The sequence below is a fragment of the Xanthomonas sp. NCPPB 1067 genome (assembly GCF_020783795.1).
GTDB classification, from domain to species: Bacteria; Pseudomonadota; Gammaproteobacteria; order Xanthomonadales; family Xanthomonadaceae; genus Xanthomonas; species Xanthomonas melonis.
In genome coordinates this window covers 60655-86604 of the sequence record NZ_JAJGQG010000010.1, presented here as the reverse complement: position 1 = coordinate 86604, position 25950 = coordinate 60655, and the positions used below count along the sequence as shown (strand labels likewise).

Sequence of the window (25950 nt, the reverse complement as noted above, 5' to 3'; positions counted from 1 at the left end):
TCACTTCGGCAGGACAGCCGAGAAATCGACGTCCTTGGCAACGTAGACGTTCAGCACCGTGCCTTGATTGATCGTCAAGGTGGCAGGGCGACGTCCGGCCTGTTCCACGGCCTGCTCCGCAAGCTGCTGAACGCTGCGCGCGGTATTACTTTCGAAGGGGCGCTGGGTGACGATTCCCGACCCCACGCCGAACGTGGTGGTTTCCGGGCCGTATTCCGCCGCAGCGTACTTGAAGGCATCGCTCAGCAGACTGATGAACAGCGCCGATGCGATCTTGTTGCCCCAATGCGCATTGTACTGGCCAGGATGACCGGCGCTGCCCAGCGTGTCGATACCCGGGCCTTCCAGCGTGACATCCAGCCCGGTCGGCGTGGTCACACGATCCCACACCACCTGCATCCGCCGGCTGGTGGGTTCTGCTGCGCCATACTGGCCGAGCATCTTCGACCCCTTGGGCAAGAGCAGATTATGTCCGTTGATCGAATACACCGGTTCGGTGACGATGCACGAGGTGTATCCACCGAAATCGGAAATGATCCGCGTCTCGAGGATGCAACGGATGTAGGTGCCACGCACCATCAAACCGTCCGGATTGCTGATGGGCTTGGCCAGCAGCACCTGGCTTTCATCCTGGGCAGCCGCCGGCTGTGCACCGGGCTGACCAGGCATGCCGGGGACACCGGCACCGGTGTTGGCGGACTGCTCGGCCAGGATGCGGCGCTCCAGCAAGGTCGGACCACGCGGGCGCTCTGGTGCAGAGCTGCCCTCATCCTCCTCGTCGGTGGGCATCGGCGGCAACGGTGGCAGGCTCGGTTGCTGTGCCAACGGCACCGGCGGCTCTTCCACGGGCGCGGTCATGTTCTGCGGCAGCGCTGGCGCCACCACGGTTTCGGTACGCGGCTTCGGCGGAGCGTCATCGTCCCCGCTCTGCGTCGCCAGCCAGAAGATCACGAGGATCAACAGGGCTGCGATGCCCGCCAGGAAGACCAGCGCCTTGCGGTTGAGACGCTTGATGTCGCTGGAACGCAACACCGGCTCGTTGGCATCGAGGTCTGGCTCGGCGCTCGCCTGCTGCCGCGCGAAATACGGATTATTGCGCTCGTTGTAGTCGCCGTTGCGCTGCTCCTCCCCGCGGTTGGTCGGGGAGTGCTCATCTGGGCTGTTTGGAATATTCGAGTTCACTTTTGCTTGTTCCTTCGCAGACCGACGACGTTATCGCCATGGCGAACCACCAGGAAAGGATAGGTCCCGTGCACGATCAAGGTGTTGCCTTCCACCGTCGTATTGACGAGGAAATCCTCTGCGTGTTCCTTCTCGCGGCCGAACACCGCCGGGAAATTACCGGTGGGGAAGCGCGTCAGGTCCATGTTGATGTAGGTGAACTTTCCGTCATCATAAACCCGGCTTGGAATCAACCAGGACTTCTTGGTACGCGTCGCGTAGTCGTAATCGTAGTAATAGCGGCGATCCTTCAGGATCTTTGCATTCAACAGCGGGCCGGTCTTGGAAGTATCCGCATCGGCGACGTTGTTGAAGCTGGTGTCCTTCGGATAGCTGAACACCACTTTGTACTGGACACCGGCCTGTTTGGCCTGCTCCAGCCGCTGCCAGTCGGTTGCGACGACTTTGAGCTCGAGAATGTAGGAATGCGTGGCGGTACGAATCATCATGTTCGTATCGACATCGACATTCTTCGGCTTCAGATAGAACACATTCTCGCGCCGGGTGAGTTCCCAGCCGCCGGTGAAGCCGGTGCTGTAGTCGAGAATCTTTTCGTTCGGGCTCAGCTCGATCTGGGTGGTGATACCCAGGCCGGTGCGCACCTGGTAAATGCGATCGGGCGCGTACTCGTATTCCTGGACCACCTGAGCGGCCGCGGAGAAGATGCATAGTGCAAGTGGTAGCGCTGAAAACAACGCAGCCCTGTACCGATTAAAGAGTTTCATCGACCGCTTGCTCCATTGACATTGTTCGGCGTCCCTTGGGGTTGGATCGCGGGCTGCATTTGCGGCTGGCCCGCCGGCTGCATCTGATCGGGGAAGGCAGGCTGCGCCGATTGCGGCGGGAGGCCGCCTTGCGGCTGCATCCCTGGCTGCAACGGAACACCGCCCTGCGGCGCGACGCCGGGCATGGCGGCGGCATTGGGATCGATCACTCCCGCCTGCGGCTGGACGACCGCCTGCGGCTGGGAGTTGATGGCCGTCCCTGCCGCGGGAGCCACCGGCAACGCGGAATAGTCGTTGTCGACGCGATAATCGGTGACCCGGAAACCCAGTGGATTTTCGACGCGCAGGCTGTCGCTCATCTCGAGATTGTCCTGATAGACGAACCCCAGGGTGGCGATCTTGTTGTCCAGCAGCGTGGAGACCGTCGAGTTCTTGTCGTAGACCGTCCGCTGGAAACGGACGGTCGCCCCGGTGTAGGGCTTGCCGTTCCCGCCGATCAACGTGATGCTGAGGATGTTGACACGGATGGCGCGCAGCCTGCCGTACGTCGTCAAGGGCCGCTGCGGATTATTGGCCGAGTGCAGTGCGCGATATTCGCTTACGACGTTGGTTGCGCCCATGGCCGAAACGGTGTTCCAGTCGCGCTGGCCGATGATGGAAAGATCGAACGATTCGCGCGCGATGATGAAGCGGGCGATGTTGCTGCGCGCGAGCGCTTCGCTCGTGCTGACCGTGCGTCCACCGAAATTCGCCTCGAGCTTGGCGATCGTGCTGGTTCCGGAGTACGCGTCCGCCATCACCAGATAAGGCACTTTCTCCTTCAGCGGCAGCATGTAGTAATAGCCGCCAGCCGTCATGACCGTAACGACCATCGACAGCGTGGCCACGATCCAGGCACGCTTTTCACTGCGGCGCGCGAGGTCGGCAATGCTCACCTCGTAGTTCACCGCCTTCTGCACGGCCGCGCCCACTTGAGCAGACCCGTCCTTTTCACTGACCTTCTTACGCAACATATCTAGATCCGTCACAGTGGGGCCTTGTCAGGCCTAGAACCATCGCCGCGACCAAACGCGGATACTTGAAACACGTCGAGCGCTTCGCGGCCGGGCGACAGTTAGCGCCCGCGTGCGTTGCGCCCGTTACTTGGCCCCAGACGACACCGGCACCGGCTGCACCAACAGTTTGTTCGCGGCAACGGAGACCGAAACACCTTGAGCGGCATAGACAGCGCTCAACTCGGTGGCAGCTTGCTGGACGCTGGTGGTGCTGATGTTCGACACCGGCCCGATCAAGGTGTAGTCCGACGGAAGGTTGTAGGCCAGCTGCATATTGGAGTCTGCGGCCCACCGCTCCAGCATGGTCTTCAGGGTGCCGTCCATCGGGGTGGCCTGATAGGTGTAGGAGGTGTAGAGCGGAATTTCGATGGGTGCTTCATCGAAGTGATTGACATGCCTCCAACGCCCACCGAAATCCGGGGCAGGCTTGGTCGCGCAGGCGCCCGCCAACGCGGCAATGGCTAACACCAACGAAAGCTTGAGCACATACATCGGATTCACTCTGACCTCTCCAACTCATGAAAAACTGGCTTGAACCACGGACAGCACCAGACTCCGCTCACCCAGGGGTGACGGAGCAAAAGAGCCGCTGAAATTTCGTTGCGCGCGGGCGCAGGCGATCGGCACACCACAGGGGCGCATCGCACTTGAACACCGCAAAAGATGAATACGTCATGAAACCATCCATAGCCCGACTCCTGATACGGCCCCGTCCGGCGCCGCTCCCCCTGAACAAACTCTGATTACCCGCAGTCGCCGAAACTTTGCTCCCTGCGCCAACCTGAGTCAACAATTACGGCGCTTCCCCGCATTATTTGTGCGAACACCATCACGTTTTGATGGAAAGCGTTTTCACTTCTGTCTTTGGCAGAAGACGTGCCGTGAAGTGACGGTCTTCGTAGTAGCGGATCTTGTCGCACTTCACCGGGTGCGGAATGCCCTCGTACAGGAACACTTCCTTGTCGCTGCCCATCGCCTTGAGCTCCTGGGGAAGCATCAGCGCCCGGCGCTCTTCGGAGATGCTGCGCGTGGTCTCGCGACCGCGGGTGATGTTCTTCTTCTTGATGGTCGTGTAACCCAGCATTTCAGAATAGTCGTTCGCATCCTGCTGCTCGCGTGGGGCGTAGAGGATCTGCAGGGCGTGATTGGTGATGATGGTGCGCGACAGGTCCTTGCCGTAGGTCGCATCCAGCTGTGCCATGCTCTGGATGATCGGCAGCAGGCGGATGTTGTAGCCGGCCATGTAGGCCACCGCGGTGGCGATGATGTCCACCTTGCCGATCGAGGTGAATTCGTCCATCAACAGCAAGCATTGATACTTCAGCTCGGGATTGGACTTGGGCAGCTCGCGGGTGTTGAGGTTGATGATCTGACTGAAGAGCAGGTTGATGATCAGGCGGCTTTCGGCCAGCTTGTTGGGCTGGATACCGATGTAGATCGTCATCTTCTTCTTGCGCAGATCGGTCAGCAGGAAATCATCGGCACTGGTCGCAGCGTCCAGCACCGGGTTGATCCACGCATTGAGCGGCTCTTTCAAGGTTCCCATGATCGATGCAAAGGTCTCATCGGCCTGTGACAGCATGTTGGCAAATGCCGAGCGCGCGTTGCCACTGAGGAACCGTCGTTCGGACAGCGACTTCAGATACTTCTTGAGGTCGGTGCCATCACCCGACGACAGGCGATAGATACCCCCCAGCGTGGGCGCGCCTGCGCCGCCCGGAAACCCGAGCTCCAGTTCCTCATCCCGGTTCTCGAACAGGTAGAGGGCAAAGGCCATGAATGCGTTGCGCGCCTGGCTGACCCAGAACTTCTGGTCGTCCGAGCCATCCGGGTACAGCATCGCGGCGATGCTCATCAGATCCGAGACGCGAAATGCCGGATCGTTGGACACGTAAGTCAGCGGGTTCCAGCGATGGGTCCGCCGATCTTCCGCGAACGGATTGAACAGGAACACCTCGTGCCCCTGGCTGGCACGCCAGCCGCTGGTGAGGTCGAAATTTTCCTGCTTGATGTCCAGGACGACCACCGACTCCTGATACTCGAGCAGGTTCGGGATGACCACGCCCACACCCTTACCCGAGCGCGTTGGCGCTGCGAGGATCACGAACTGCTGCCCACTCAGGCGCACCAGCTTGCCGTTGAACTTGCCCACGACGATACCGTTGCCGCTGGGCTTGAACAGGCCGTGCTTGGACAGATCGGCGGCGCCGGCGAAACGCGCATCGCCGTGCAGGGCGCGCGCCTTCGGCTTGACGATCAGCGCAACCGCGATCAGCCAGGCGAGTGCAGGCACGCCGAAGCCGATGATGCCTGCCATCTTGATCTTGGTCGCATAGGGCGCGACCTGCGGCAGGCCGAGCGCGGCGAAGTAACGGTAGTACGTATCCCAGGCATACAGGCCCTGGTCCATCCGCAACAGCAGCAAGGTCAGGTAGCCAGACAGCAGGTATCCGGCGAGCAAGGCCACCAGCGTCGCTGGCACGATCATTTTGAGCTTGGACATTCGCCCGTCTCCTTAGGCTTCTATCTCGATGGCGATCTAACGACGGACGCTCGGCTTGTGTTCGATCGGATCGGCGCGGCGGCCTCCGCTCTCGCTTTCGACCAGCGAATCGACCCATAGCCTGGCCTGGTCCAATGAGAGGTCCGGCGTGATCCGGGTTCCGGCATCGGTCACCACCGCATACGCCACGACCGCATCGGGTGCGTACACCTCATCACGCGTGATCGCCACGACCCGATACCCGCCCCTGCTCAGCACGGTGTGCTGATACTCGTCCATCGCCAGCCTTCCTTTCCGTCAGCGCGCTGGCGATGCTAAAGCAAGACGTGTGATGGAGAAAGCAGTTTCAGCAATTGCACGGGCGGGATCAGCCGAGGTGGCGGAAGCCATGGTGTGTAGCGCTGCAGTCGGTGCGATTCGTGCCCAAGAGCAGGCGGCGACCATCGCGCCCCGGCTGCGCCGGCTCCTGCGCGGGAGGTACCGAGACCACTCGGCCGCCATGCCGCGGGAACGCGATGCAAGGCTGGGCCTGTCGTCCCTTGGCAAAGCCCGCGCAGCAGTGGAGTTGATCGTGGAAGACTTCACCCAGGACCTGTGCAGGCTACGGGAGCCGGGGTCAGAACGGGGTGAGTCGATGCCGATGTGGGAGATCGCATATCGGCTGAAAAAACTGCGCCACTTGCGTTGCAAGTGGTGGGCGGTACAGGGTTCGAACCTGTGACCCCTACCATGTCAAGGTAGTGCTCTACCGCTGAGCTAACCGCCCGGTGCCTGCGACTGCGTTGCGCTGTGCAGGGCGCGCATTCTAGCGCAGGGTACGAACGACCACAAGCCCTCTGCCAAGCAGGCACGCCACCCTGCCCTACCCCAGGCTGGCGGCCTTCAACTTCTGGATCTGGTCGCGGATCTGCGCTGCCGCCTCGAACTCCAGATCCTTGGCATGCTGATACATCTGCTGCTCCAGGCTCTTGAGCTTGCCAGCGATCTCCGCCGGCTTCATGGCGCGATAGTCGGGTGCCTCCTCGGCCACCTGGCGCGATTTCGACCGCCCCTTGCCGGCCTTCTTCTCTGCTGCATCTTCGCGCGCGCCTTCCATGATGTCTTCGATCGGACGCGCCACCGACTTGGGCGTGATTCCGTGTTCGAGGTTGTACTCGACCTGCTTCTCGCGACGGCGATCGGTTTCGTCGATCGCCGCCTGCATCGAACGGGTGATCTTGTCGGCATACAGGATCGCCTTGCCACGCAGATTGCGCGCGGCGCGGCCGATGGTCTGGATCAGTGAGCCGGTCGAACGCAGGAAGCCTTCCTTGTCCGCATCCAGGATCGCCACCAGCGATACCTCCGGCATGTCCAGACCTTCGCGCAGCAGGTTGATGCCGACCAGCACGTCGAACTTGCCCAGGCGCAGGTCGCGAATGATTTCCACACGCTCGACCGTGTCGATGTCCGAGTGCAGGTAGCGCACGCGAATGCCGTGCTCGCCCAGATACTCGGTGAGGTTTTCGGCCATGCGCTTGGTCAACGTGGTCACCAGCACGCGATCGCCCAGCTTGATGCGTTCGTTCACCTCGGACATCAGGTCGTCGACCTGAGTGGCGACCGGGCGGATCTCGACCACCGGATCGATCAGGCCGGTAGGGCGCACCACCAACTCGGTGACCTCGCCTGCCGACTCACGCATCTCGTACGGGCCTGGCGTTGCCGAGACATAGATGCTGCGCGGCGAGCGCGCTTCCCACTCCTCGAAGCGCAGCGGTCGGTTGTCCAGCGCCGACGGCAACCGGAAACCGAATTCCACCAGCGTTTCCTTGCGCGAGCGATCGCCTTTGTACATCGCGCCAATCTGCGGAATGGTCACGTGGGATTCGTCGATGACCAGGAGCGCATCCGGTGGCAGGTAGTCGAACAGGGTCGGCGGCGGCTCCCCGGGCGCCTTGCCGGTGAGATGCCGCGAGTAGTTCTCGATGCCGTTGCAGAAGCCGACTTCGGCCATCATCTCCAGATCGAACTGGGTGCGCTGCGCCAGGCGCTGCGCTTCCACCAGCTTGTTCTGGGAATACAGCTGCTCCAGCCGTTCCTTCAACTCGTCCTTGATCGTATCGACAGCGCTGAGCGTGCGCTCGCGCGTCGTGGCATAGTGCGTCTTCGGATACACGGTGTAGCGCTGCAGCTTGCGCAGGGTCTCGCCGGTCAGCGGATCAAACAAGGTCAGTTGCTCGACATCGCCGTCGAACAACTCGATCCGCAATGCCTCGGTATCGGACTCGGCCGGAAACACATCGACCACTTCGCCACGCACGCGGAACGCGCCACGGGTGAGCTCGAACTCGTTACGGGTGTATTGCAAATCGGTGAGATGCCGGATCAGCTGGCGCTGGTCGATATGCTCGCCGATCGACAGGATCAGGCGCAGCGACAGATAGTCCTCCGGCGCGCCCAGGCCATAGATCGCCGACACGGTGGCAACTACCAGCGAGTCACGGCGCGACAGCAGGGTCTTGGTCGCCGACAAGCGCATCTGCTCGATGTGTTCATTGATCGAACTGTCCTTCTCGATGAAGGTGTCCGACGACGGTACGTAGGCCTCGGGCTGGTAATAATCGTAGTAACTGACGAAGTACTCGACCGCATTGTTCGGGAAGAACGACTTGAACTCACCGTACAACTGCGCCGCCAGCGTCTTGTTGGGCGCCATCACCAGGGTCGGCTTCTGCACCTGCTGGACCACATTGGCAATGGTGTAGGTCTTGCCCGAGCCCGTCACCCCCAACAAGGTCTGCTTGGCCAGCCCAGCCTCGAAGTTGGCCACCAGCTTCTCGATGGCAGCGGGCTGGTCGCCGGCTGGAGAGTAAGAGGATACGAGCTCAAAGCGGTCGGTCATGGAGCAGATCTCGGGGGGAAGGCGGTACGAAATCCCGCAGGTCGTTGCCGGTAAAAACCTGACGTTTGCTTCAGTGAAGCAGACGTTTCCTGGCATGCGACCAACACGGAGACTGCTCGCTCGACCTCAAGGAGAAGCGCGATGGGAGCAGTGACTCATTCGAGCGTCAGAGGGTACACCGCAGTGCAGCTGCTGGTCGTGATGGCAATCATCGCCATCACGTCGGCCATCGGCCTGCCGAGCTTCCAAAGCGTTCTAGAGTGGCAGCGAGCGACGACCCGCGTACATCTGTTGACAAGCCATCTCGCGATGGCACGAAGTCTGGCTGTCACGCAGCGCATGCCTGTGAGCGTGTGCCCATCGGCCGATGGTTCGAGCTGCCGAACGGACGGCGACTGGAGCCGTGGCTGGCTCCTGTTCGAAGATCCGAGCCGCAACGGGCAGCCAACGGATGCGTCATCGATCCTGAGGGTCGAACACTACGCAGCGACCGACGGTATCGAAGCCACGGCCACGCTTGGCAGACCTCTCGTGCGGTTCCTGCCCAGCGGGCTAAACAGCGGCACCAACATCACCATCAGCCTCTGCAGCAACGCCCGACGGCTTGCCGACGTCGTGGTGAACAACGCGGGACGCACACGAACCGTGCGCTACCCCACGCCCCCCAGCTGCCGACCACGCTGAAGCCGAAAACGAAAAAGCCGCGACATGTCGCGGCTTTTTCAACATCTTGGCGCCCGAAGTTGGACTCGAACCAACGACCCCCTGATTAACAGTCAAGTGCTCTAACCGGCTGAGCTATTCGGGCGGGGAGGCGTATTCTAGACGCAACCTCGCAGGAGTGCAACACCCACACGTGTTACCAGCAACCGGGAGCAGCTGACGCACTTGGGGTCTTCACTCCGGCTTGGTTCAACGTCATCGTCCCGCATACGTCCTTGGCTTGCGCGCCCTGCGGTGCGGCAGTCAGTGTAAACGTTGATTGATTACCCGCGAACGTAACGGTGTACTGCGCAGCACCGCCCTCACGCGGCGACTGCGTCGTCGTCGACCCGTTCGCGAAGCGATAGTTGGCGTAAGTATTGTTGGTCGTGTGTGAACGCTCGGCCAGCTGCGCGTACTCAACCAAGTCAGCCTTGGCCTGCGCGCGGCGTGACTTCCGGATATGTTCGGCGTAGGACGGGTAGGCAACAGCAGCCAATATCCCCACCACGGCAACGACAATCATCAATTCAATAAGAGTAAAGCCATTGCCTCCGGCATTATGGTGCAAACGACGATTGAGAGATTCTGACAACCGTGGCGACATTGGAAACCTCCGTCACTGAATCTGGCGCCAGGATTGGCGGCCGCAGGGATAAGGAACATACATAGGCACAGCACCAGCCACGTTGACGACCATCCAGCAGCCGGAGCCTGGAGGAACAGCAGGTGCAGCCGAGCCATCTTTCGGATTCACCTTCGGCTCAAGGCGGGGAACGACAGACACGCCGACATCCTTGACCGGAGCATTACCGCCTGTATCCAGCGAGATACCGGCAGAACCAGCAGCAAGTGTTGAACCGCTGATGGCATTCATCCGAACACCGGACAATGCCCCCACACCTGTACGGGGGTTCAGACCAAATAACCAGTTCACACCTGTGGTACTACAACCACTCGTTGCAGCGAGCGGTGCGTACGTCGGCATGAACAGAATTCCCGACACAAGCTCCGGATAACCTACGAACCGCTCGCCGGCTGGCAAATCTACATACCACCCGAGCACCGACGCTGGGGAAGTGCCCACTTGCAAGGTACGTGTCGCCGCACCAGCAGCGGTCGTTACCGAATAGGGGACCAGATTTGACCTAGTCAAGGTCGTCGTGATCACGCCATCGACTTGGTCTGTGAAGCCGTACAGGCTTTGCGCATGTTGCGCCGAACTCGGCAGACTGTCGTCGTTGAAGGAGAAGCTACCGGTGCCAAACAAAACCAGCACCCCTCCATTTTCACCAGAGGCAGCCTGGAGTCCACCAGTGATAGGTTGCCGATACGTCCGTCCGCCTTCCGTATAGGTCCCGGTGGTAAAGGTGGGCACAGTCACTGAACTTGCGGTTGAAGTGAGATCGAACTTCCAGATGGCACCACGAAGATCGGCAGCGTAAACCGTATCGGCATAGCCATCCCGTGTGCGAGCCGGCAGACCGCTTACCGGGTCGGTCGTTAGATTGTCGACACGATCCAGGACGATGATGTTGCCCAGCCCATTGCGACCGCTAATCGCGTTCCCGGACTCCGCTGCCTCGATCATGCGCACGACGGGAGTTGAAGAAGTTCCAATGTCCACCACAAACAATACCGCCTTACCACTGGCACTGTCATAGCCGTTACCAAAAATCGCTTTCCAGCTCACCGAGCCATTGGCAGCACGCACCGGAACAATGACGGGCTTGCCCAGTACGTGCCCGATGTTGGCACGCACCGTGGCATCACCGCTGAGATCGGTAATTTCCCACAGACGACTCCCAGCACCGAACGCGCTCGGATTGCTCACATCTAGCGCAAACGCTCCGCGGCCGCCGGCCCCAGTCGTACCAACCAGTGTCGTTTTCCAGCTGTTGTCGTAGTAGGTATCTCCCACAGCGAGCGGACCATCGACGAAATAGCGGTGATCGAACGGTTGAGCAGATCCTTTATTGGCTTGATAAGGCAGCAGTAGATTACCCATGTGGCCATAGGACGTCGCAGGTATATAGGCAAAGCGCTCACGCCCCCCACTACCGGTGACCGCCCCGCTACCATTCATCCCGCCGTCGAAGGCGTGCAGCATCCCATCATTTGCGCCCGCATAAACCATATAGCCTTGATTAGCGCGTTTAGCATTCAGATAGTTGGTATAGGCCGTTCCCAGCGTTCCACCCAACGCACGGTAGCCATAGTCATCGATAGGTGCACTGATGAGCGGTGCCGAGTTAATGATATCGCCCAGCACCGTACTGCGATCGCGCAACTTACCTTTCTGCTGAATCTCACCGCTTCGATCACCCAGGAGATAACTGGCTGCTGTTGCCGCAGTCGCCCCAAGATCGGCTAGGTCCTGCGCTGAACAAAGCGATTGACCGGGATACAGCGTCTGGGAGAGCCCACAGAGACCGCTCAGACTGACTGTTGTCCCGTCGAACTTACGCACGCTAGTGCCATCATTGAAGAAAACATTACGAGCAGCAGGTAACGGGATCTGCTGGGAAGCCTCCCAAAGTGGCGTAAAGCGTGCCTCTCGCGTGTCAGGGTCGACCGAGGCCTGACTGGCTTTCAACTTACTGGACCAGTCAGTTCCGTTGTTCTTTATCTCATACTCGGGCGACACGGTCAGGGAACCAGCCCCAATGCGCGCGCCTGTCAACGCCAGGGTTCCGGACGGCGAGTTGGCGGCACTGGCAGCTGACAGCACCCGCCGCATAGCACCTGTTACTTCTGTAGGGCTCTTGGCATTTATGAACTGGCCACGGCTATTAACAGTGGCATGCCAAAGCTCGTCAATGACACGGCCATCATCATCTGCACTCGGGTTACCATTAGAGTTCCAATCAGGAGCATTGGCATAGGGATCGGTAGTGGCCGCCTGATTGACCTCGTATATTCTGCCTTGAGCACCCAGCGTGATTGCATAGAAGTTCATATGCAGATCTTTCTGACAGTCCAGCCGCTTCCAGTCAGCAGACGTCTTGGAAAGTGTTGCGCACTTATCATCCACTGGCACCAGACCAGCTGAAAAACCTGAACCAGTGACTAGCGGAGTAGAAGCACCCGAATAATAGGTTGCAGCGATGTCGGCAATTGTATTGCTGTAGGCGTCGGCAAATGGCGCACCCGGAAAATCCACTGTTCCGGTAGAGTCGGCGTTGCCATAGCCAGCGACGGTATTGCTGGTGTTCGTGTAGCCGTCGGTAAATAGCATGCCGCCGTTCTTCTGGCATGCACGCAATACAGGTGCCCCATCCCCCGTTCGAGCAAATTGCTTCCCGAGATAATCGACGGCACTACGATTCGGTGTGCCGCCACTGGGCTCAAGACGGTAAATCTGATCGAACAGCGACGTCCGTGAAACATCGTCATCGATGTTATACATAGTCACCGGAGACAGATTATTGATGGTGAAGTAACCCACACGCATCTTATCGACCGCAGCCAAGGCTCGCGATTCCGACCCAATAATGGAAAGAATTCGATTCCGGTGGTACTGAAACCAGTTTGCAAAATTCTGCCTTGCAGAATTATAGGCATCGACATCAGTGCCGTAATTCACCTGCAATATCTGATAACGGCGCAAATTGCAGCCAGGACCACATGCATTCGCAACAATCGGACGATTAACATCGCTAGCCAAGTAGCCAGGCGGCGCAGGCGCCGCCGCCGGCAGATAGAATGTAGCGGGAATGTAGGAAACTTGTATTGAGCAATCGGCAGCTATCGATGCATTGGAGCTAAGAGTCACCCAAAATCCACTAGTGCCCGCTAACCCATTACTCCTGGTGCTGTTACATACTCTATCATTTGTTAACGTGCGATATCGGGTTTGGGCAGGAATCGTCATTCCAGCCATAAATCTAAATGAACTGTCGCCAGAATCCTCTCTACGCACACCGAGATTGACAATAGTGCCGTACTTACTCATATTTATTTCTTTGTCGCTACCCCCATAAATATTAGGGTCGCGCGGATCTGCTCGCGCCAGGTCAAAGTTAGCGTTAGGCCACAACCCCTTATTATTGTCATCCCCTACCGCCAAACTCCATGGATCGTAAGTAACACTAGGATTAAAATAACCAGCATTATAAGCCGGCGACCTCGCGAAACCAAATTGATCAAGCGGCGGAATAGCCACCCCAATATTATAAGACTTATTATAATCAGGAAACGGGAATAGGTATAAGTAGCAATCGTTATAGGCAAAGTTACGATCGTCAACTTGATAAGTACAGTCCCCACCGGCTTCCAAAAAAGTTCCGCCAGAGCTGAAAAAACTACTACCACCCCAGCGCAAACGCCCATCCCCTCCAGGGAAGATACGCTCAAAAGTCATCGAATTCGAATCATCCACCGCCATAATGAAAGCAGGCGGAACAGATGTGGCGTTGTTCAGTGGAGACTGTGCCAATCCTCCCTGACCCTGTGCAGCAATCAGGCTGTAGACAAAGTAGCCACCCGCCGCGAACATAACAATCGCTGAGGCAACAAAGGTTCGAAAAATGCGACGTGACATGTCGGCAGTCTCAGAGCTTGAAAATGGTATCGATCGAAGCGGACGACGAGGCATTCGTCGCGGTATCGTTGGCGAACGTGGTGATCTGGTACACCGGCGTCACAGGATCGAGTGGCTCCCCCATCGCAAGTGATCCGCCACCGATGATGCAGGAATCGATACGCCGCACGTTGACCGCTTCATTCACGGTTGTTGCCTTGCCACGTCCCCAGGCGACTGGATCGAACGCGGCATCGCAATTTTGCTGAATATCGGTATCGACCAAAGGGGCGCCGGTTGGCGCATCCGTACGATTGGCAATGGCTTCAATGGCACGCTCACTCCGCCGCGTCACTCCCTCGGCATTCTGGAATGCGATATTTGTTTCTAAATAATTCGACGCCATCTTCTCCTGCATTCCAGCCACCTGCATGCCGGCAATACCAATCAGCGCCAACAAAATCAGCATGATCAACGCAACATAGAGCACCGCACCGCGAGGGCGGGAGGGCATCGGACGTAAACGAGTGGATACATTCATGAGTCAATTTCCAAACAGTCGATTACGCAATGCGATAGTGGACTCGTAAGTCATTCTAAAGCGCCCATCTGTCTGGGTGGGTGGCGCGAAAGATATGCCTAGGGCACTCGGATTACGGATAGTACTGGCGGGCCTTTCCGTAGCTGAAGGCGTCGGACTACGTGCAAGGATACCCACCTGGACTTGCCCAACCCGCCTCCATTGGGCGGCTGCGGCAGCGTCATTTCCTGTCGAAACATCGCTTGCCACCGCCTGACTGCTGATATTGCCCAGCGGTGGGGAGGTATTGGACATATTGGTAGTCTGATCGAGACCAAAGAGCAGTTGCATGTTCTCAACGCCTTCGACCAGCTCTTCCGGCGTACTGTAGTCATCCACTCCATTCGAGCGGGCGCGCATCAATGCAGGCTCGCCCGAAGCCGCGGATGTTCCAACGTAATACACCAGCGACTCGGCTCGATAAATCAGCGCCTGGCCACTCGGCCTGGTCGAGTAGTTGGACAAATTGGTCCCATTGGCGGTGACCTTGCCACTTTCATAGGCACCCTTGAATACGGTGGCATGCGCGCAATCTGCGATCCCGAAAAGATTGGGGGATGCCTGGCCGCCCTCGGTCAGGCGCCGCCCGACAGTAGCATTGAAGCCCACAACACTGGTACTGCCTGAGGTTAATGCAGTGATCGGCACACTTTCTGGTGCAAGGTAACGTAGGACGAGGATGTCGCTACCTCCTCGCGGATTGAGCTTGGAGATCGCCGCAGGCAGATTAGTTGGTAGCGCCCAGGTAGCGCCGATCGTCAAGCTTCCCGGCGGTTTGGTATTCGGTGCTTCATAACCTTGAATGCTGACACTGAAGTCCAGCGGATGTCCGGAGCCGCTCGCAGTGCCAGTGGTGACGATCGGATCGCCCTCCCCACGCACGAAGTGCGCCTGATCATTGACGCAACCGAAATGCCCAGCCATGCGAATGTCGCGTTGCAAGAACTCCAAGGCAAACCGGCCGTTTTCCTGCGCGCGCGCGCTCCCTTCAGCCAGCATTGATGCCGTGCGGGATGCGGAAAAAACCTGGATCACTCCCAGCATTAATACCAGGCCGATCACCATGGCAATCATCATCTCGATCAAACTGATGCCGGCCATGGCATGCTTGGCTATCGAACGTCGAGTCATAACTGAGATACCAGAGTGAACGTGGTCTGCGCGTTGGGATTGCTGGCATCCCAGCGCTGGTCTCCCCACGTGATGCCCACGGTAACCTGCCCGTTGTTGTTGAGAACGGTAGCACTGGCACCCTCACCTAATGCCTGCACCACCTGACACTTCCAGCGCACAATGTTGTTTGCGATGGTGACCGAATCTCCGAGTGGCCGGCTGCAACTTGCTGAAGTTACCGTATTGGCAGAAAAGGTAGCGTCGGTGTACCACGCGGATTGGAAGCGATTGCTACGCATCTGATCCAGTAAGTCGTACGCCAGGTTAGTGGCCTGGGTACGGTAATTCGCACTTTGGACAAACCGTACATTGGCCGTCTGCAACAACGCGAACCCAAGCAAACCGAACGCGAGAACAATGATGGTGATCAGCACTTCGAGCAGGCTGAAGCCTTGGGATCGGGAGCGTGACACGAGGAGCGGCGAGTACATCATTGACAGGCCCCCTTCTGAGAAGTGATTTGGCCGGCACCGTTGACAGCCAATGTCCGGCGCAGCGCCTGCCCATCACACATTGCTGGTTGTAGTGCGATTTGTTGATTGGTGGACGCGACTCTTCGTCCCCGCCCGTCAAATACGATTGCGGCACCGGACGGACCGGAGTTCGTCAAGGATCGGTCTATCGAGACAAAGCGCAGCACCGTGTCACCGCTCTTGAAGGCTCCGTCGCCATCGCTATCCGCCCAGGCAAGCATCCCGGATCCCCAATTGTTGTCACAGGCGGTTCCCGACGCGCTACCGCAGACCCCTCCGCCCCGGCGATTTCGAATTGCCTCGCTACGGGCAAGGGACAGCAGCCCGATACTCTCGTTGGTAGCGCTCGCTACGCGGTTTGAGCGGATCACTCCACGGAAGCTTGGAAGCGCAATCGTGAGCAGGATCGCCAGCACGGCGATCGTGATCATCAATTCCACAAGCGTGAAGCCGGCAGATCGGCGAAAAGACATGGAACGCTCCCCAGCGTGACGTCCTTACGATGCTCGAATGGCCCCAGAGCAACAAGCCCTGGGGGGACGAGCGGTCGTTTCAGGGTTACAGGCGCAAGCCCGCATTCAAATCAGCAACTCCTTTCGGACTCAAACCATACGGTCCTTTGCTCTCTTCACTGGACTTAAGCGGATAGCAAGCCTTAAGTCACCACCCGATAACAAGGCCGGTAATCCCCCGAGATCTTCATTCGGCGTTGCTCGACGAAGCCGCGTAGCAGCTCGTCCAGGGCCTGCATGATGTCCGGGTCGCCGTTGATCTCGAACGGGCCGAACTCTTCGATGCGGCGCATGCCGTCTTCCTTGACGTTGCCGGCGACGATGCCGGAGAACGCACGCCGCAGGTCGGCTGCCAGGGCGGGCGCGGGGCGGCCGTGGTGCAGGTCCAGGGCGGCCATGGCCTCGTGGCTGGGAACGAACGGCTGCTGGTACTCCAGCGGGATGTGCACCGACCAGTTGAAGTAATAAGAGTCCTTCTGGTCCTTGCGGTGTGCGCGCACCTCGTGGATGCCCTCGGCCATGCGCCGCGCCACGGCGACCGGGTCGCCAACGATGATCTGGTAGCGGGAAGCGGCCGCGTCGCCCAGGGTCAGGCGGATGAAGCGGTCGATCTGTTCGAAGTACGGTGCGGCGATGGTCGGGCCGGTGAGGATCAACGGGAACGGCAGGCTGGCATTTTCCTCGCGCAGCAGGATGCCGAGCAGGTAGAGAATCTCCTCGGCGGTGCCGACGCCGCCCGGGAACACCAGGATGCCGTGACCGATGCGGACGAAGGCCTCCAGGCGCTTTTCGATGTCCGGCATGATCACCAGGTGGTTGACGATCGGGTTCGGTGACTCGGCTGCGATGATGCCCGGCTCGGTGACGCCGATGTAGCGCGTGTTGTGCTTGCGCTGCTTGGCATGCGCGATCGTGGCGCCCTTCATCGGGCCCTTCATGGCACCCGGGCCGCAACCGGTGCAGATGTCCAGACCACGCAGGCCAAGCTCGTAGCCCACCTGCTTGGTGTACAGATATTCGTCGCGCGAGATGGAATGCCCACCCCAGCACACCACCAGGTTCGGGTCGGATGGCTGCAGGATGCGCGCATTCCGCAGCTGGCCGAACACCGCATTGGTGATGCCTTCGCTGGTGTCCAGATCGCCGCGCTGTGCTTCCAGTTCGATGGCCATGTACGCCAGGTCGCGCACCACCGCGAACAACAGCTCCGCCACGCCACGAATGATCTCGCCATCGACGAACGCCATCGCCGGGGCATTGATCAGGTCGATACGGATGCCGCGGTCCTGCTGGTTGACCTGGATGTCGAAATCCGGGTACAGGTCGCGCGCGGCGCGCGGGTCGTCCGAGGCGCTGCCACTGGTGAGCACGGCCAGCGCGCAGCGGCGCAGCAACTCGTGCATGCCGCCACTGGAGGCGTCGCGCAGCCGCGCCACTTCCGCCTTGGACAGCACGTCCAGCCCACCACGCGGATAGATCCGCGCATCCACTACCGGCAGCGCCCGCGCCGCCGTACTGCTGAGTTCCATAGCTTGCTCCTGTCGTCTTCGCAGGACTTTAGCGTACTCACCCGCACAAAAGAAAACGGCCGGGTTGCCCGGCCGTTTTCGTACCACATGCCACGCTAACCGCGATCAGAACTGATAACGGAAGCCCAACTGCAGCGCCCAGCGGGAGATGCCGCGATCGTCGTAGATGGTCGACTGATCCGGCGTGTTGAAGCGATACACGTACTTGCCGCTGGCCGCATCGACACCGCCGTATTCGACCACACCGCGCATGTTCGGGAAGCCATACTCTTCGACACGCCCCCACTTCTTGTTGAGCAGGTTGCCGACGTTCATGACGTCCAGCCACACGGACGCCTTGTTGTCCTTGAAGAAGCCCGGGATTTCCTGCTCGATGTGCAGATCGAACTGGTTGATCCAGGAGTTGCGCGCGCCATTACGCTCGGCCACCTGACCACGACGGGCAGACAGATACTCGTTGCCTTCGATGTAGTTCCAGAACGCCTGTTCTTCCCCAGCAGTGCCGAACAGCACATCGCCGCGACCGGCCGGAATGTACAGCAGGTCGTTCAAGCGGCCGTCGCCGTTGGCGTCGTTGTCGAAGGCATAGCTGTACGGGCGACCGTTGCGGCCCTGGTAGATCAGGCCCACCTTGGTTTCGTAATCGCCGAAGAACGCATGCTTCCAGTTCAAGGTGCCGAGGATGCTGTTCTTGACCTCGTATGCGGCGGTCGAGGCGACATTTTCGTTGGCCTGGAACACCGCGTTGTTGCCCAGCTGCGACCCGGAGGTGGAACTGGTCAGGCCGCTGACTTCATCGGCGTCGGTGTAGGTGTAGTACAGACCCCAGGACCAGTCGCCGCCGTTGAACGGCTTGTTCAGGCCGATGGTGAAGCTCTCGCTGCCACCCTTGTCGGTCGGACGCGCGATGATCGCATCGTTGAAGCGCGGATCGCGCGAGCCGCGCGCATCCACCGACGAGCCAGTACCACGTAGACATGCCGCCGGAGCGCCTGTACCGGTCGGGTTGCGACCATCGACCAGCCAGCAAGCAGGATTCAGACCCGGAGTATTCCAGTACAGGTTACGTCCGTCCTGGCCCACGCGGCTGGTAGCGCCCAGGTTGAGCTGCTGGTAGTAGATCGCCTCGTTGACCTTGGTCACCACCGCCTCGGCCGACGCCACGATGCCGTACCAGGGCAACTCGGTATCGAATGCCAGATTGGCCTTCCACACCGAGGGCTGGCCCAGCTTGCTGTCGACGAAGTCCACCGACTGCGTGGCGCCACTCACCGAACCATTGCCGGTCGGCTGGTTGTTGATGTCCGGAGTGAAGCGAATGCCATTGGCGTTCACCAGCGCCTGGCTGGAGAAGTTGTAATCGGTATACGCCAGACCGGTGTTGGAGTACGGGTTGGACAACCACACGGTTGCCGCGGCGCCCTGGAACAGGCCCACGCCACCACGCAGCTGGGTGGGGCGATCGCTGTCGAAAGTGTAGTTGAAGCCGAAGCGCGGCTCGAACAGGCCATTGCCGTCGATGGTCTGGTCGTTACGGAAGCCGAACAGTGTCGAAGCGGTAGCGTTGTAGGCCGGGCTGTTCTTGACCATCGGCTCGTCGTAACGCAGGCCGAAGGTCAAGGTCAGATTGTTGTTGACCGCCCAGGTATCCTGCAGGAACACGCCGACATTACGCATGCCCCAATCAGCCGCGATGTCGTCGATGTTGCCGCTGTTGGAGCGCGAATAGCGATAGTTCAGCGGACGATTGGCCGCATAGTCGGCAATCGAGTTGAACGTATAGGAACCGAAGACGCGCTGCCCGAACAGATTGAACAGATCGTTGTCTTCGTAGTCGAAGCCGAACTTGACGGTGTGGTCGTTCAAGAACAGCGTGCCTGCGAAGAACGCATTCCAGGTTTCGGTCCGCAGCTCGTTGGCCTGGGTGCTCTGCTCGGTGCCCAGGTTGACGGTGTTGTTACCGATCCGCACGGCGATGGCGGGCAGTTGCGACGCAGCGGTACGCACGGCCGAGTAATCGCGGTAGGACACCTTGGCTTCGGTGGAGAACGTATCGGTCCAGTCGCTGAACAGCTGCGCCGTATAGGTCTTGAGGCTGAAGTCGCGCACGTAGTGGAACGAATTCAGCGACAGCGCCTGATTGCCGAAGCCGTTGAGGTTGGCGGTGCTCTGCTCGCTTTCGCCGTAGCGCAGCGAAGCGCGATGCTTGTCGGAGATGTTCCAGTCGAGCTTGAAGCCCTTCTCTTCGGAATCCGAATCCAGCGCCGGCAGTGCCAGGGTTCCCGGGTCGAACCCGTAGACGTTGCGCGAGATGTCGACGATCTGATCGACCTGCGCCTGCTGGATCTGGACGATGTTGCTCGCGCCCGAACCGATCGGGCCGTAGCCGGAGGCGCCGGTGAACACGCCCTTGCCCTTGTACTTTTCGTAGTTGGCGAAGAAGAACAGCTTGTCCTTGATCACCGGGCCGCCCAGGGTCAGGCCGTAGGTGGTCTCGTTGTCGAACAGCTGCGGGCGGATGTCGTTCTGATTCTTGCCCGACCAATCGTTCTCGCGGTAGGTACCGTAGACCGACCCATGGAATTCGTTGGTACCGGACTTGGTGACCGCGTTGATCACGCCGCCGGTCGCACCGGTGATGGTGACGTCGTAGTTGGCGACGTCTACGGAGATTTCGTCGATGACATCCATCGAGAACGGCTGACGCGGCGTCGGCAGGCCATTGGACTCCAGGCCGAATGCGTCGTTGGTATTGATGCCGTCCACGCGGATCAGGTTGAAGCGCGGGTTCTGGCCGCCCACCGAGATTTCGTTACGCGCCTTGTCGGTCTGCGCCACGCGCGGATCCAGGCGCACATAGTCCTGCAGGTTGCGGTTGATCGACGGCAGCGATTCGATCTGCTCGCGGGTCACGTTGGTGCCGGTGCCCATCTTGTTGGCGCTGAACAGCGCCGAGCCGTAGTCGCCACCGATGGCCTGCACGGCGCCCAGCGTGGTGACGTCGCCACCCAGGGACGCATCGACGCTGTTGACCTGATTGAGGTTCAGGTACACGCCTTCTTCGGTCTTGGTGCCCTCACCCGACTTGGTGATGGTGATGGTGTACGGACCGCCCACACGCAGGCCGCGCGCGTTGTAACGTCCGCTGGCATCGGTGGTGGCGCGGCTCACGGTGCCGGATTCGACGTGTGTGATCGTCACTTCGGCATTCGGTACAGGCTGCCCGCTGGCGCCGGTCACCAGGCCAGCAACGCCGGCAGAGGTGCTCTGGGCGAACACGGGGGCGGCGGCGAGCGCGGCAACAAGGCCAAGCGTGAGCTTGGACATGCGGAGACAACGGGGGTGGGTCATTTCGGTGGCCTCGATACAGGTTGGGCAGTGACAAAAAACGCAGTCAGCCCAACCGTTCCCGGGGTTGGGCTGCCGATGATCTGGGGTCCCTCGCCGCGCGGCTGGTTGCTGCCGCAACGGTTAACAACAGATTAACACGCTAAAGCCTGATTGTGACGGCGGCGTGACAAAGTTCGCGCAGTGCAACATGAACTGCGCATGTGAAGAGCGAGAGCGCCTTGTCGCACAGGGTCTCCTCACGATGGCGACGAGCATCGCAAAAACGCCCCGACTGGTATGCGGCGGGAAACGCCCGACCAATTGCGCAACAGAGCGCGTGTCTGTCGACTCGGCCGCCCCGCCGTCGCATCGCCCTGTGCAACTGCAGCCTGCCGCCACCTCAGCCTCAGATCGAGACCGGAAGCTTGAAATAGGTCCCCAGGCCGTCCAGGAACATCTGCACCGAGATCGCCACCAGCAACATGCCCATCAGGCGTTCGACCGCGGTCAGGGCGCGATGCCCCAGCAGCTTGTACAGCAGCGGCGCGGACGCCAGGATCGACGAAGCGCCGATCCAGGCGATCATCAGGGCCAGACTCCAGTCCCAGAGCCGGGTGGGCTCGTTGCTGCCCATCAGCATCACCGCCGCCATGCCCGACGGGCCCGCCACCAGCGGAATGGCCAACGGCACGATGAAGGGTTCGCCGTCCGGGAGCTCGCCCATCAGACCCTCCGGGCGCGGGAAGATCATGCGGATGCCGATCAGGAACAGCACGATGCCGCCGGCGATCGCCACCGACTCCTGGCGCAGGTGCATCAGCTCCAGCGCGTACTTGCCACCCCACAAAAACGCCATCAGCACGCACAGGGCGATCAGCAGTTCGCGCGCCAGCACGAAGCGTTGGCGCTTGGGAGGCAGCGGCTTGAGCACGCTGAGGAACACCGGGATGTTGCCCAACGGGTCGAGGATCAGGAACAGCAGCAGGGCTGCCGAAAGAATGGTCATGCGCAAGGGCTCCAGATCGCACCGCGGTGCGGAGCACCTGCCATGGACAACAGGGTGACGCAGGCAGCGGCATAGCGTGCGGGGTCGGCCGCGTCGCCGTCGTCCTGATGGGTAAAGGCACGCGCACGCAGGGCGGTGCGCATGGGGCCGGGTTGCAGACCATGCAGACGCACGGGGCCGGCGGCGGTTTCATGGTGAAGGCTGGCGAGCAGGCCATGCTGCGCATACTGGGCGGCGCCGTAGGCACCCCAATAGGCCTGGCCCACACGCGCCGGATCGTCGATGACGAAGACCACCGCCGCATCCTGTTGCTGGCGAAGCAGCGGCAGGCAGGCCTGGGTCAGCCAGGCGCGCGCGGTGAGATTGACATGGATATTTCGTGCGAAGGCATCGGGGGCGGCTAGCTCGGCCGGGGTCAACCCGGCGAAGTCTGCCGCGCAATGCAGCACGCCGGACACGCCGCCAAGCTCGGACTGCAGGCGCTGCGCAAGCGCGAGGTAATCGTCCGGCGTGGCGCCAGCCAGATCCAGCGGATACAGCAAGGGCTCGGGGCCCAGCGCGGCGACGGTGTCGTAGACCCGCTCGAGCGGGCGCAGCTTGCGCCCCAGCAGCACCACCGTGGCACCGGCCTGTGCGCATGCTCGCGCAGCGGCACTGCCCAGCCCGCCGGCGGCGCCGGTAATCAGCACCACCCGGCCAGTCAGGCCGGTGGAAACGGCGGACTGCGCTGCACTCACGGCTGGTAGGCCTCGCTGACGATGCGCTTGAGCTCGCCGGCCTCGAACAGTTCCAGCGTGATGTCGCAACCGCCGATCAGCTCGCCATGGATGAACAGTTGCGGGAAGGTCGGCCAGTTCGAATAGCGCGGCAGGTTGGCGCGTATCTCGGGTTCTTCCAGTACGTTGACGGTCCGCAATTGGTCTGCGCCAGCGGCCACCAGCGCCTGTACCGCGCGGCTGGAAAAACCGCACATCGGGAATTGCGGGGTGCCTTTCATGAACAGCACGATCGGGTGCTGTTCGACTTCGGCCTGGATCCGTTCCATCACCGGCATTGAACTCTCCTGACTGGGAGCGGCAGGCCCGACCGCCGGGTCGGATAGACTTCCGCAAAGGCGCGCATTGTAAGCCTTCACGCGACCCGCCGCCGGACTCCCTTTGCTGCCCTGCACATCATGCCGATCGAATACCTTCCCCTGCCCTACGCCCGTACCGCCCTGGAGCCGCATCTGTCGGCCGCGACACTGGAAACCCACCACGGCGTGTATCACCGCAGCGAAGTCGAACGGCTCAATGCGCGCATCGAAGGCAGCGAACTCGCCGAACTGACACTGGAAGAGATCATCGCGCAGGCGCAGGGCTCGCTGTTCCATCTGGCCGCGCAGGTGTGGAACCACAATTTCTACTGGCAGTGCCTGCGCCCGCGCGGCGGCGGCGAGCCGCTCGGCAAGCTGGCCGAGCGCATCGGCAAATCGTTCGGCGATTGCGCGCATTTCAGGCAGGAATTCAACCGGGTGGCCTTGGGCAGCTTCGGCTCGGGCTGGGTCTGGCTGGTGCAGCGCCCGGATGGCACGTTGGCGGTCGTGGCCACGCCGAACGCTTCCACCCCGCTCACCGGCCCGGACACGCCACTGCTGGCCTGCGATCTCTGGGAGCATGCGTACTACCTGGATTACCAGCAGGACCGCGCGCGCTACCTGGATGCGTTCTGGAAACTGATCAACTGGGACTTCGTGGCCAGCCGGCTGAGTTAGAGCGACCGACACACCGGCTGCACAGCGCCAGGCAGGCATGGCCAACGCACGGATCGGCCTGCAGCCTTCTTACGCCCTGTCTCCTGCGCGCCGTCCACACCTACCTTACCTGGACGACTGCTCGCCATGTTCTATTGGCCGCCGGCAGCGACTCGTCGTGCCAGGGCGGCTGCAGGGCCGATCGTCGTGCAACCTGCTCCCGGGCCACGCGAGGGTTGCGCGTTTACGGTGCGAATGGCGTGCAAGGCCGTGCCGCGGTTCCGCCATCGAGCCGAAACAGCTCACTCCCCGCGCAGGCGCGCCACCACCGGAGCCACCTGGGCCTCGCGTTGCAATGCCGCGCCAATCTGCGTCAGCGCCTGTGCCAGCGCCTGCGGCGCATCGGCACGCACCGTCGCATGCCCCACCTTGCGCCCCGCTCGCGGTTGCTTGCCGTAGTCATGCCAATGCCCGCCGGGCACCGCGAGGAATGCCGCGGCATCGGGCATGGCGCCGAGCCAGTTCAGCATGCAGGCATGCCCTCGCATGTCGGTGCTGCCCAACGGCAAGCCGAGGACGGCACGCACATGATTTTCGAACTGCGACGTCTCGGCGCCTTCGATGGTCCAATGCCCGGAGTTGTGCACGCGCGGCGCCATTTCGTTGGCCAGCAATTGTCCGTCGCGCACGAACAGCTCCAGCGCGAACACACCCACATAGTCCAGGTTGTCGGCGATGGCGCGCGCATGCGCTTCGGCCTCCGCCTGCAGCCCCGCATCGACCCTGGCAGGGGCGAGACTGGCCGACAGCACGCCATCCACATGCCAGTTCTCGGTCAGCGGCCATGCACGGAATTGACCATCGCGCCCGCGTACGGCCACCACGCTGACCTCGCGCTGGAAAGCCACAAAGGCTTCGACGATCAAGCCGACCTTGGCCGCCTGCGCACCCAATGCCTCCCACGCGGCATCGGCATCGGCAGGCGTCCTGATGCGGAACTGGCCCTTGCCGTCGTAGCCGAAACGCCGGGTCTTCAGCACGCAGGGCGTGCCGATCCTGGCCAGTGCCGCATCCAGGCCGGCGCGGTCGTCGATTGCGGCGAACTCGGGCACCGCAATTCCCAGCTCGCGAAACAGGGTCTTTTCGCTGAGTCTGTCTTGCGCCACCGCCAATGCATCCGGGCGCGGAAACACCGGCAGCTGCGCGGCCAAATGCTGTGCGCTGGCCGCCGGCACGTTCTCGAAATCGAAGGTGATCACGTCCACCCCCGCGGCGAATGCGGCAAGCGCGGCGGCATCGTCGAATGCCCCCACATGCAGCGGTGCCACCTGCCCCGCACAGCCATCGGCAGCCGGGTCGAACACCGAAAAGCGCAGGCCCAGCGGCGCACCCGCCAGCGCCAGCATGCGTGCCAACTGGCCTCCGCCCAGGATACCGACCGTGGTCATTGGCGCGGATCGTCGCTGGCCATGACCTCGTCGGTCTGCCGCGCCCGGAACTGCGCCAGCGCCTGGCCGATCTGCATCTGCTCCGGCGCCAGCATCGCCGCCGCGAACAGGGCCGCATTGGCGGCGCCGGCATTGCCGATCGCGAACGTGGCCACCGGAATGCCGGCCGGCATCTGCACGATGGACAACAGCGAATCCATGCCATTGAGCGCCTTGGACTGCACCGGCACGCCCAGCACCGGCACCGCCGTCTTCGCCGCCAGCATGCCCGGCAGGTGCGCCGCGCCACCGGCGCCGGCAATGATCGCGCGCAGACCGCGCGCCCCCGCCTGCTCGGCATAGGTGAACAGCACATCCGGCGTGCGGTGCGCCGACACCACCTTGACTTCGTACGGCACGCCCAGCGCATCGAGCTTCTGGGCCGCGTGTTGCATGGTCTCCCAATCCGAACGGGAGCCCATCACGATGCCGACCAGCGGCGCGGTGTGGTTGGAGGTCATGGCCCTGCCCTGCGGTAAAGACGTATTCTAGCCAATCTCCACGCAAGACAAGACT

General features: G+C 61.0%; 23 protein-coding genes and 2 tRNA genes. 3 read left to right on the top strand and 22 right to left on the bottom strand.

Features of this window, described 5'->3' with window-relative positions:
• From LL962_RS10130 to LL962_RS10105, 6 genes are all read right to left on the bottom strand, one after another.
• A complete protein-coding gene (locus tag LL962_RS10130; protein WP_329957151.1) occupies positions 1-1182 on the bottom strand; it encodes a TrbI/VirB10 family protein in 1182 nt (393 codons plus the stop codon).
• Positions 1179-1946 carry a TrbG/VirB9 family P-type conjugative transfer protein gene (locus tag LL962_RS10125; RefSeq protein WP_228316802.1) on the bottom strand — a complete coding sequence of 256 codons (768 nt, stop codon included), beginning with the start codon at positions 1944-1946 and terminating at the stop codon, positions 1179-1181. Before LL962_RS10125 ends, LL962_RS10130 begins: the two co-directional genes overlap by 4 nt.
• Positions 1943-2959, bottom strand: a complete 1017-nt coding sequence (locus LL962_RS10120) for a virB8 family protein (RefSeq protein ID WP_228316801.1) — start codon at positions 2957-2959, stop codon at positions 1943-1945. Before LL962_RS10120 ends, LL962_RS10125 begins: the two co-directional genes overlap by 4 nt.
• Positions 2960-3085: 126 nt before the next feature.
• Positions 3086-3493, bottom strand: coding sequence for a TcpQ domain-containing protein (locus LL962_RS10115; protein ID WP_104587587.1), 408 nt, complete (start codon positions 3491-3493; stop codon positions 3086-3088).
• Between the two features lie 337 nt (positions 3494-3830).
• Complete coding sequence (locus LL962_RS10110; RefSeq protein ID WP_228316800.1) at positions 3831-5504, bottom strand: type IV secretory system conjugative DNA transfer family protein; 1674 nt, start codon at positions 5502-5504, stop codon at positions 3831-3833.
• A 36-nt stretch (positions 5505-5540) separates the two neighbouring features.
• Positions 5541-5783, bottom strand: a complete 243-nt coding sequence (locus LL962_RS10105) for a hypothetical protein (protein WP_228316799.1) — start codon at positions 5781-5783, stop codon at positions 5541-5543.
• A 52-nt stretch (positions 5784-5835) separates the two neighbouring features.
• Here LL962_RS10105 and LL962_RS10100 point away from each other — a divergent pair, with 52 nt between their 5' ends.
• Positions 5836-6225 carry a hypothetical protein gene (locus LL962_RS10100; protein ID WP_228316798.1) on the top strand — a complete coding sequence of 130 codons (390 nt, stop codon included), beginning with the start codon at positions 5836-5838 and terminating at the stop codon, positions 6223-6225.
• Here the strand turns inward: LL962_RS10100 and LL962_RS10095 are convergent.
• Positions 6196-6270, bottom strand: a tRNA-Val gene (locus LL962_RS10095). The two genes, LL962_RS10100 and LL962_RS10095, sit on opposite strands and share 30 nt — an antisense overlap.
• A 96-nt stretch (positions 6271-6366) precedes the next feature.
• On the bottom strand, positions 6367-8388 hold the full coding sequence (uvrB, locus tag LL962_RS10090) for an excinuclease ABC subunit UvrB (RefSeq protein ID WP_104587590.1): 2022 nt from the start codon (positions 8386-8388) through the stop codon (positions 6367-6369).
• A 183-nt stretch (positions 8389-8571) separates the two neighbouring features.
• Here uvrB and LL962_RS10085 point away from each other — a divergent pair, with 183 nt between their 5' ends.
• Entirely contained in the window at positions 8572-9072 is a 501-nt protein-coding gene (locus tag LL962_RS10085; RefSeq protein WP_228316797.1) for a GspH/FimT family pseudopilin, read from the top strand.
• A 47-nt stretch (positions 9073-9119) separates the two neighbouring features.
• Here the strand turns inward: LL962_RS10085 and LL962_RS10080 are convergent.
• The 12 genes from LL962_RS10080 to grxD form a co-directional block, all read right to left on the bottom strand.
• A tRNA-Asn gene (locus tag LL962_RS10080) sits at positions 9120-9196 on the bottom strand.
• Positions 9197-9247: 51 nt separating this feature from the next.
• Positions 9248-9697 (bottom strand): type IV pilin protein, encoded by a 450-nt coding sequence (locus tag LL962_RS10075; protein WP_228316796.1) that lies wholly within the window; start codon positions 9695-9697, stop codon positions 9248-9250.
• Positions 9698-9709: 12 nt separating this feature from the next.
• Entirely contained in the window at positions 9710-13633 is a 3924-nt protein-coding gene (locus LL962_RS10070) for a pilus assembly protein (RefSeq protein WP_228316795.1), read from the bottom strand.
• A gap of 10 nt (positions 13634-13643) precedes the next feature.
• Positions 13644-14153, bottom strand: a complete 510-nt coding sequence (locus tag LL962_RS10065) for a pilus assembly PilX family protein (RefSeq protein WP_228316794.1) — start codon at positions 14151-14153, stop codon at positions 13644-13646.
• Positions 14154-14156: 3 nt separating this feature from the next.
• Positions 14157-15323, bottom strand: coding sequence for a PilW family protein (locus LL962_RS10060; protein ID WP_441004865.1), 1167 nt, complete (start codon positions 15321-15323; stop codon positions 14157-14159).
• Positions 15320-15799, bottom strand: coding sequence for a type IV pilus modification protein PilV (gene pilV / locus LL962_RS10055; RefSeq protein WP_441004864.1), 480 nt, complete (start codon positions 15797-15799; stop codon positions 15320-15322). Before pilV ends, LL962_RS10060 begins: the two co-directional genes overlap by 4 nt.
• The gene (locus tag LL962_RS10050) at positions 15796-16311 is read right to left on the bottom strand and encodes a GspH/FimT family pseudopilin (protein WP_228316792.1); all 516 of its coding nucleotides are present in this window, start codon (positions 16309-16311) and stop codon (positions 15796-15798) included. Before LL962_RS10050 ends, pilV begins: the two co-directional genes overlap by 4 nt.
• Before the next feature lie 182 nt (positions 16312-16493).
• Positions 16494-17879 carry a nucleotide 5'-monophosphate nucleosidase PpnN gene (ppnN, locus tag LL962_RS10045; protein ID WP_228316791.1) on the bottom strand — a complete coding sequence of 462 codons (1386 nt, stop codon included), beginning with the start codon at positions 17877-17879 and terminating at the stop codon, positions 16494-16496.
• A gap of 105 nt (positions 17880-17984) precedes the next feature.
• A complete protein-coding gene (locus LL962_RS10040) occupies positions 17985-21230 on the bottom strand; it encodes a TonB-dependent receptor (protein ID WP_228316790.1) in 3246 nt (1081 codons plus the stop codon).
• Between the two features lie 385 nt (positions 21231-21615).
• Complete coding sequence (locus LL962_RS10035) at positions 21616-22215, bottom strand: YhgN family NAAT transporter (RefSeq protein WP_104588811.1); 600 nt, start codon at positions 22213-22215, stop codon at positions 21616-21618.
• Positions 22212-22952 (bottom strand): SDR family NAD(P)-dependent oxidoreductase, encoded by a 741-nt coding sequence (locus LL962_RS10030; protein ID WP_104588765.1) that lies wholly within the window; start codon positions 22950-22952, stop codon positions 22212-22214. Before LL962_RS10030 ends, LL962_RS10035 begins: the two co-directional genes overlap by 4 nt.
• Complete coding sequence (grxD, locus tag LL962_RS10025; protein WP_029221564.1) at positions 22949-23269, bottom strand: Grx4 family monothiol glutaredoxin; 321 nt, start codon at positions 23267-23269, stop codon at positions 22949-22951. Before grxD ends, LL962_RS10030 begins: the two co-directional genes overlap by 4 nt.
• Positions 23270-23389: 120 nt before the next feature.
• On the opposite strand from grxD, the gene LL962_RS10020 reads away from it, so the two are divergent.
• Positions 23390-23968 (top strand): superoxide dismutase, encoded by a 579-nt coding sequence (locus LL962_RS10020; protein ID WP_228316789.1) that lies wholly within the window; start codon positions 23390-23392, stop codon positions 23966-23968.
• A gap of 281 nt (positions 23969-24249) precedes the next feature.
• Here LL962_RS10020 and LL962_RS10015 read toward each other — a convergent pair whose 3' ends face one another.
• Both LL962_RS10015 and purE read right to left on the bottom strand, forming a co-directional pair.
• On the bottom strand, positions 24250-25395 hold the full coding sequence (locus tag LL962_RS10015) for a 5-(carboxyamino)imidazole ribonucleotide synthase (protein WP_228316788.1): 1146 nt from the start codon (positions 25393-25395) through the stop codon (positions 24250-24252).
• The gene (purE, locus tag LL962_RS10010) at positions 25392-25895 is read right to left on the bottom strand and encodes a 5-(carboxyamino)imidazole ribonucleotide mutase (RefSeq protein WP_228316787.1); all 504 of its coding nucleotides are present in this window, start codon (positions 25893-25895) and stop codon (positions 25392-25394) included. The genes LL962_RS10015 and purE overlap by 4 nt, the downstream gene beginning before the upstream one ends.
• Between the last annotated feature and the right edge of the window lie 55 nt (positions 25896-25950).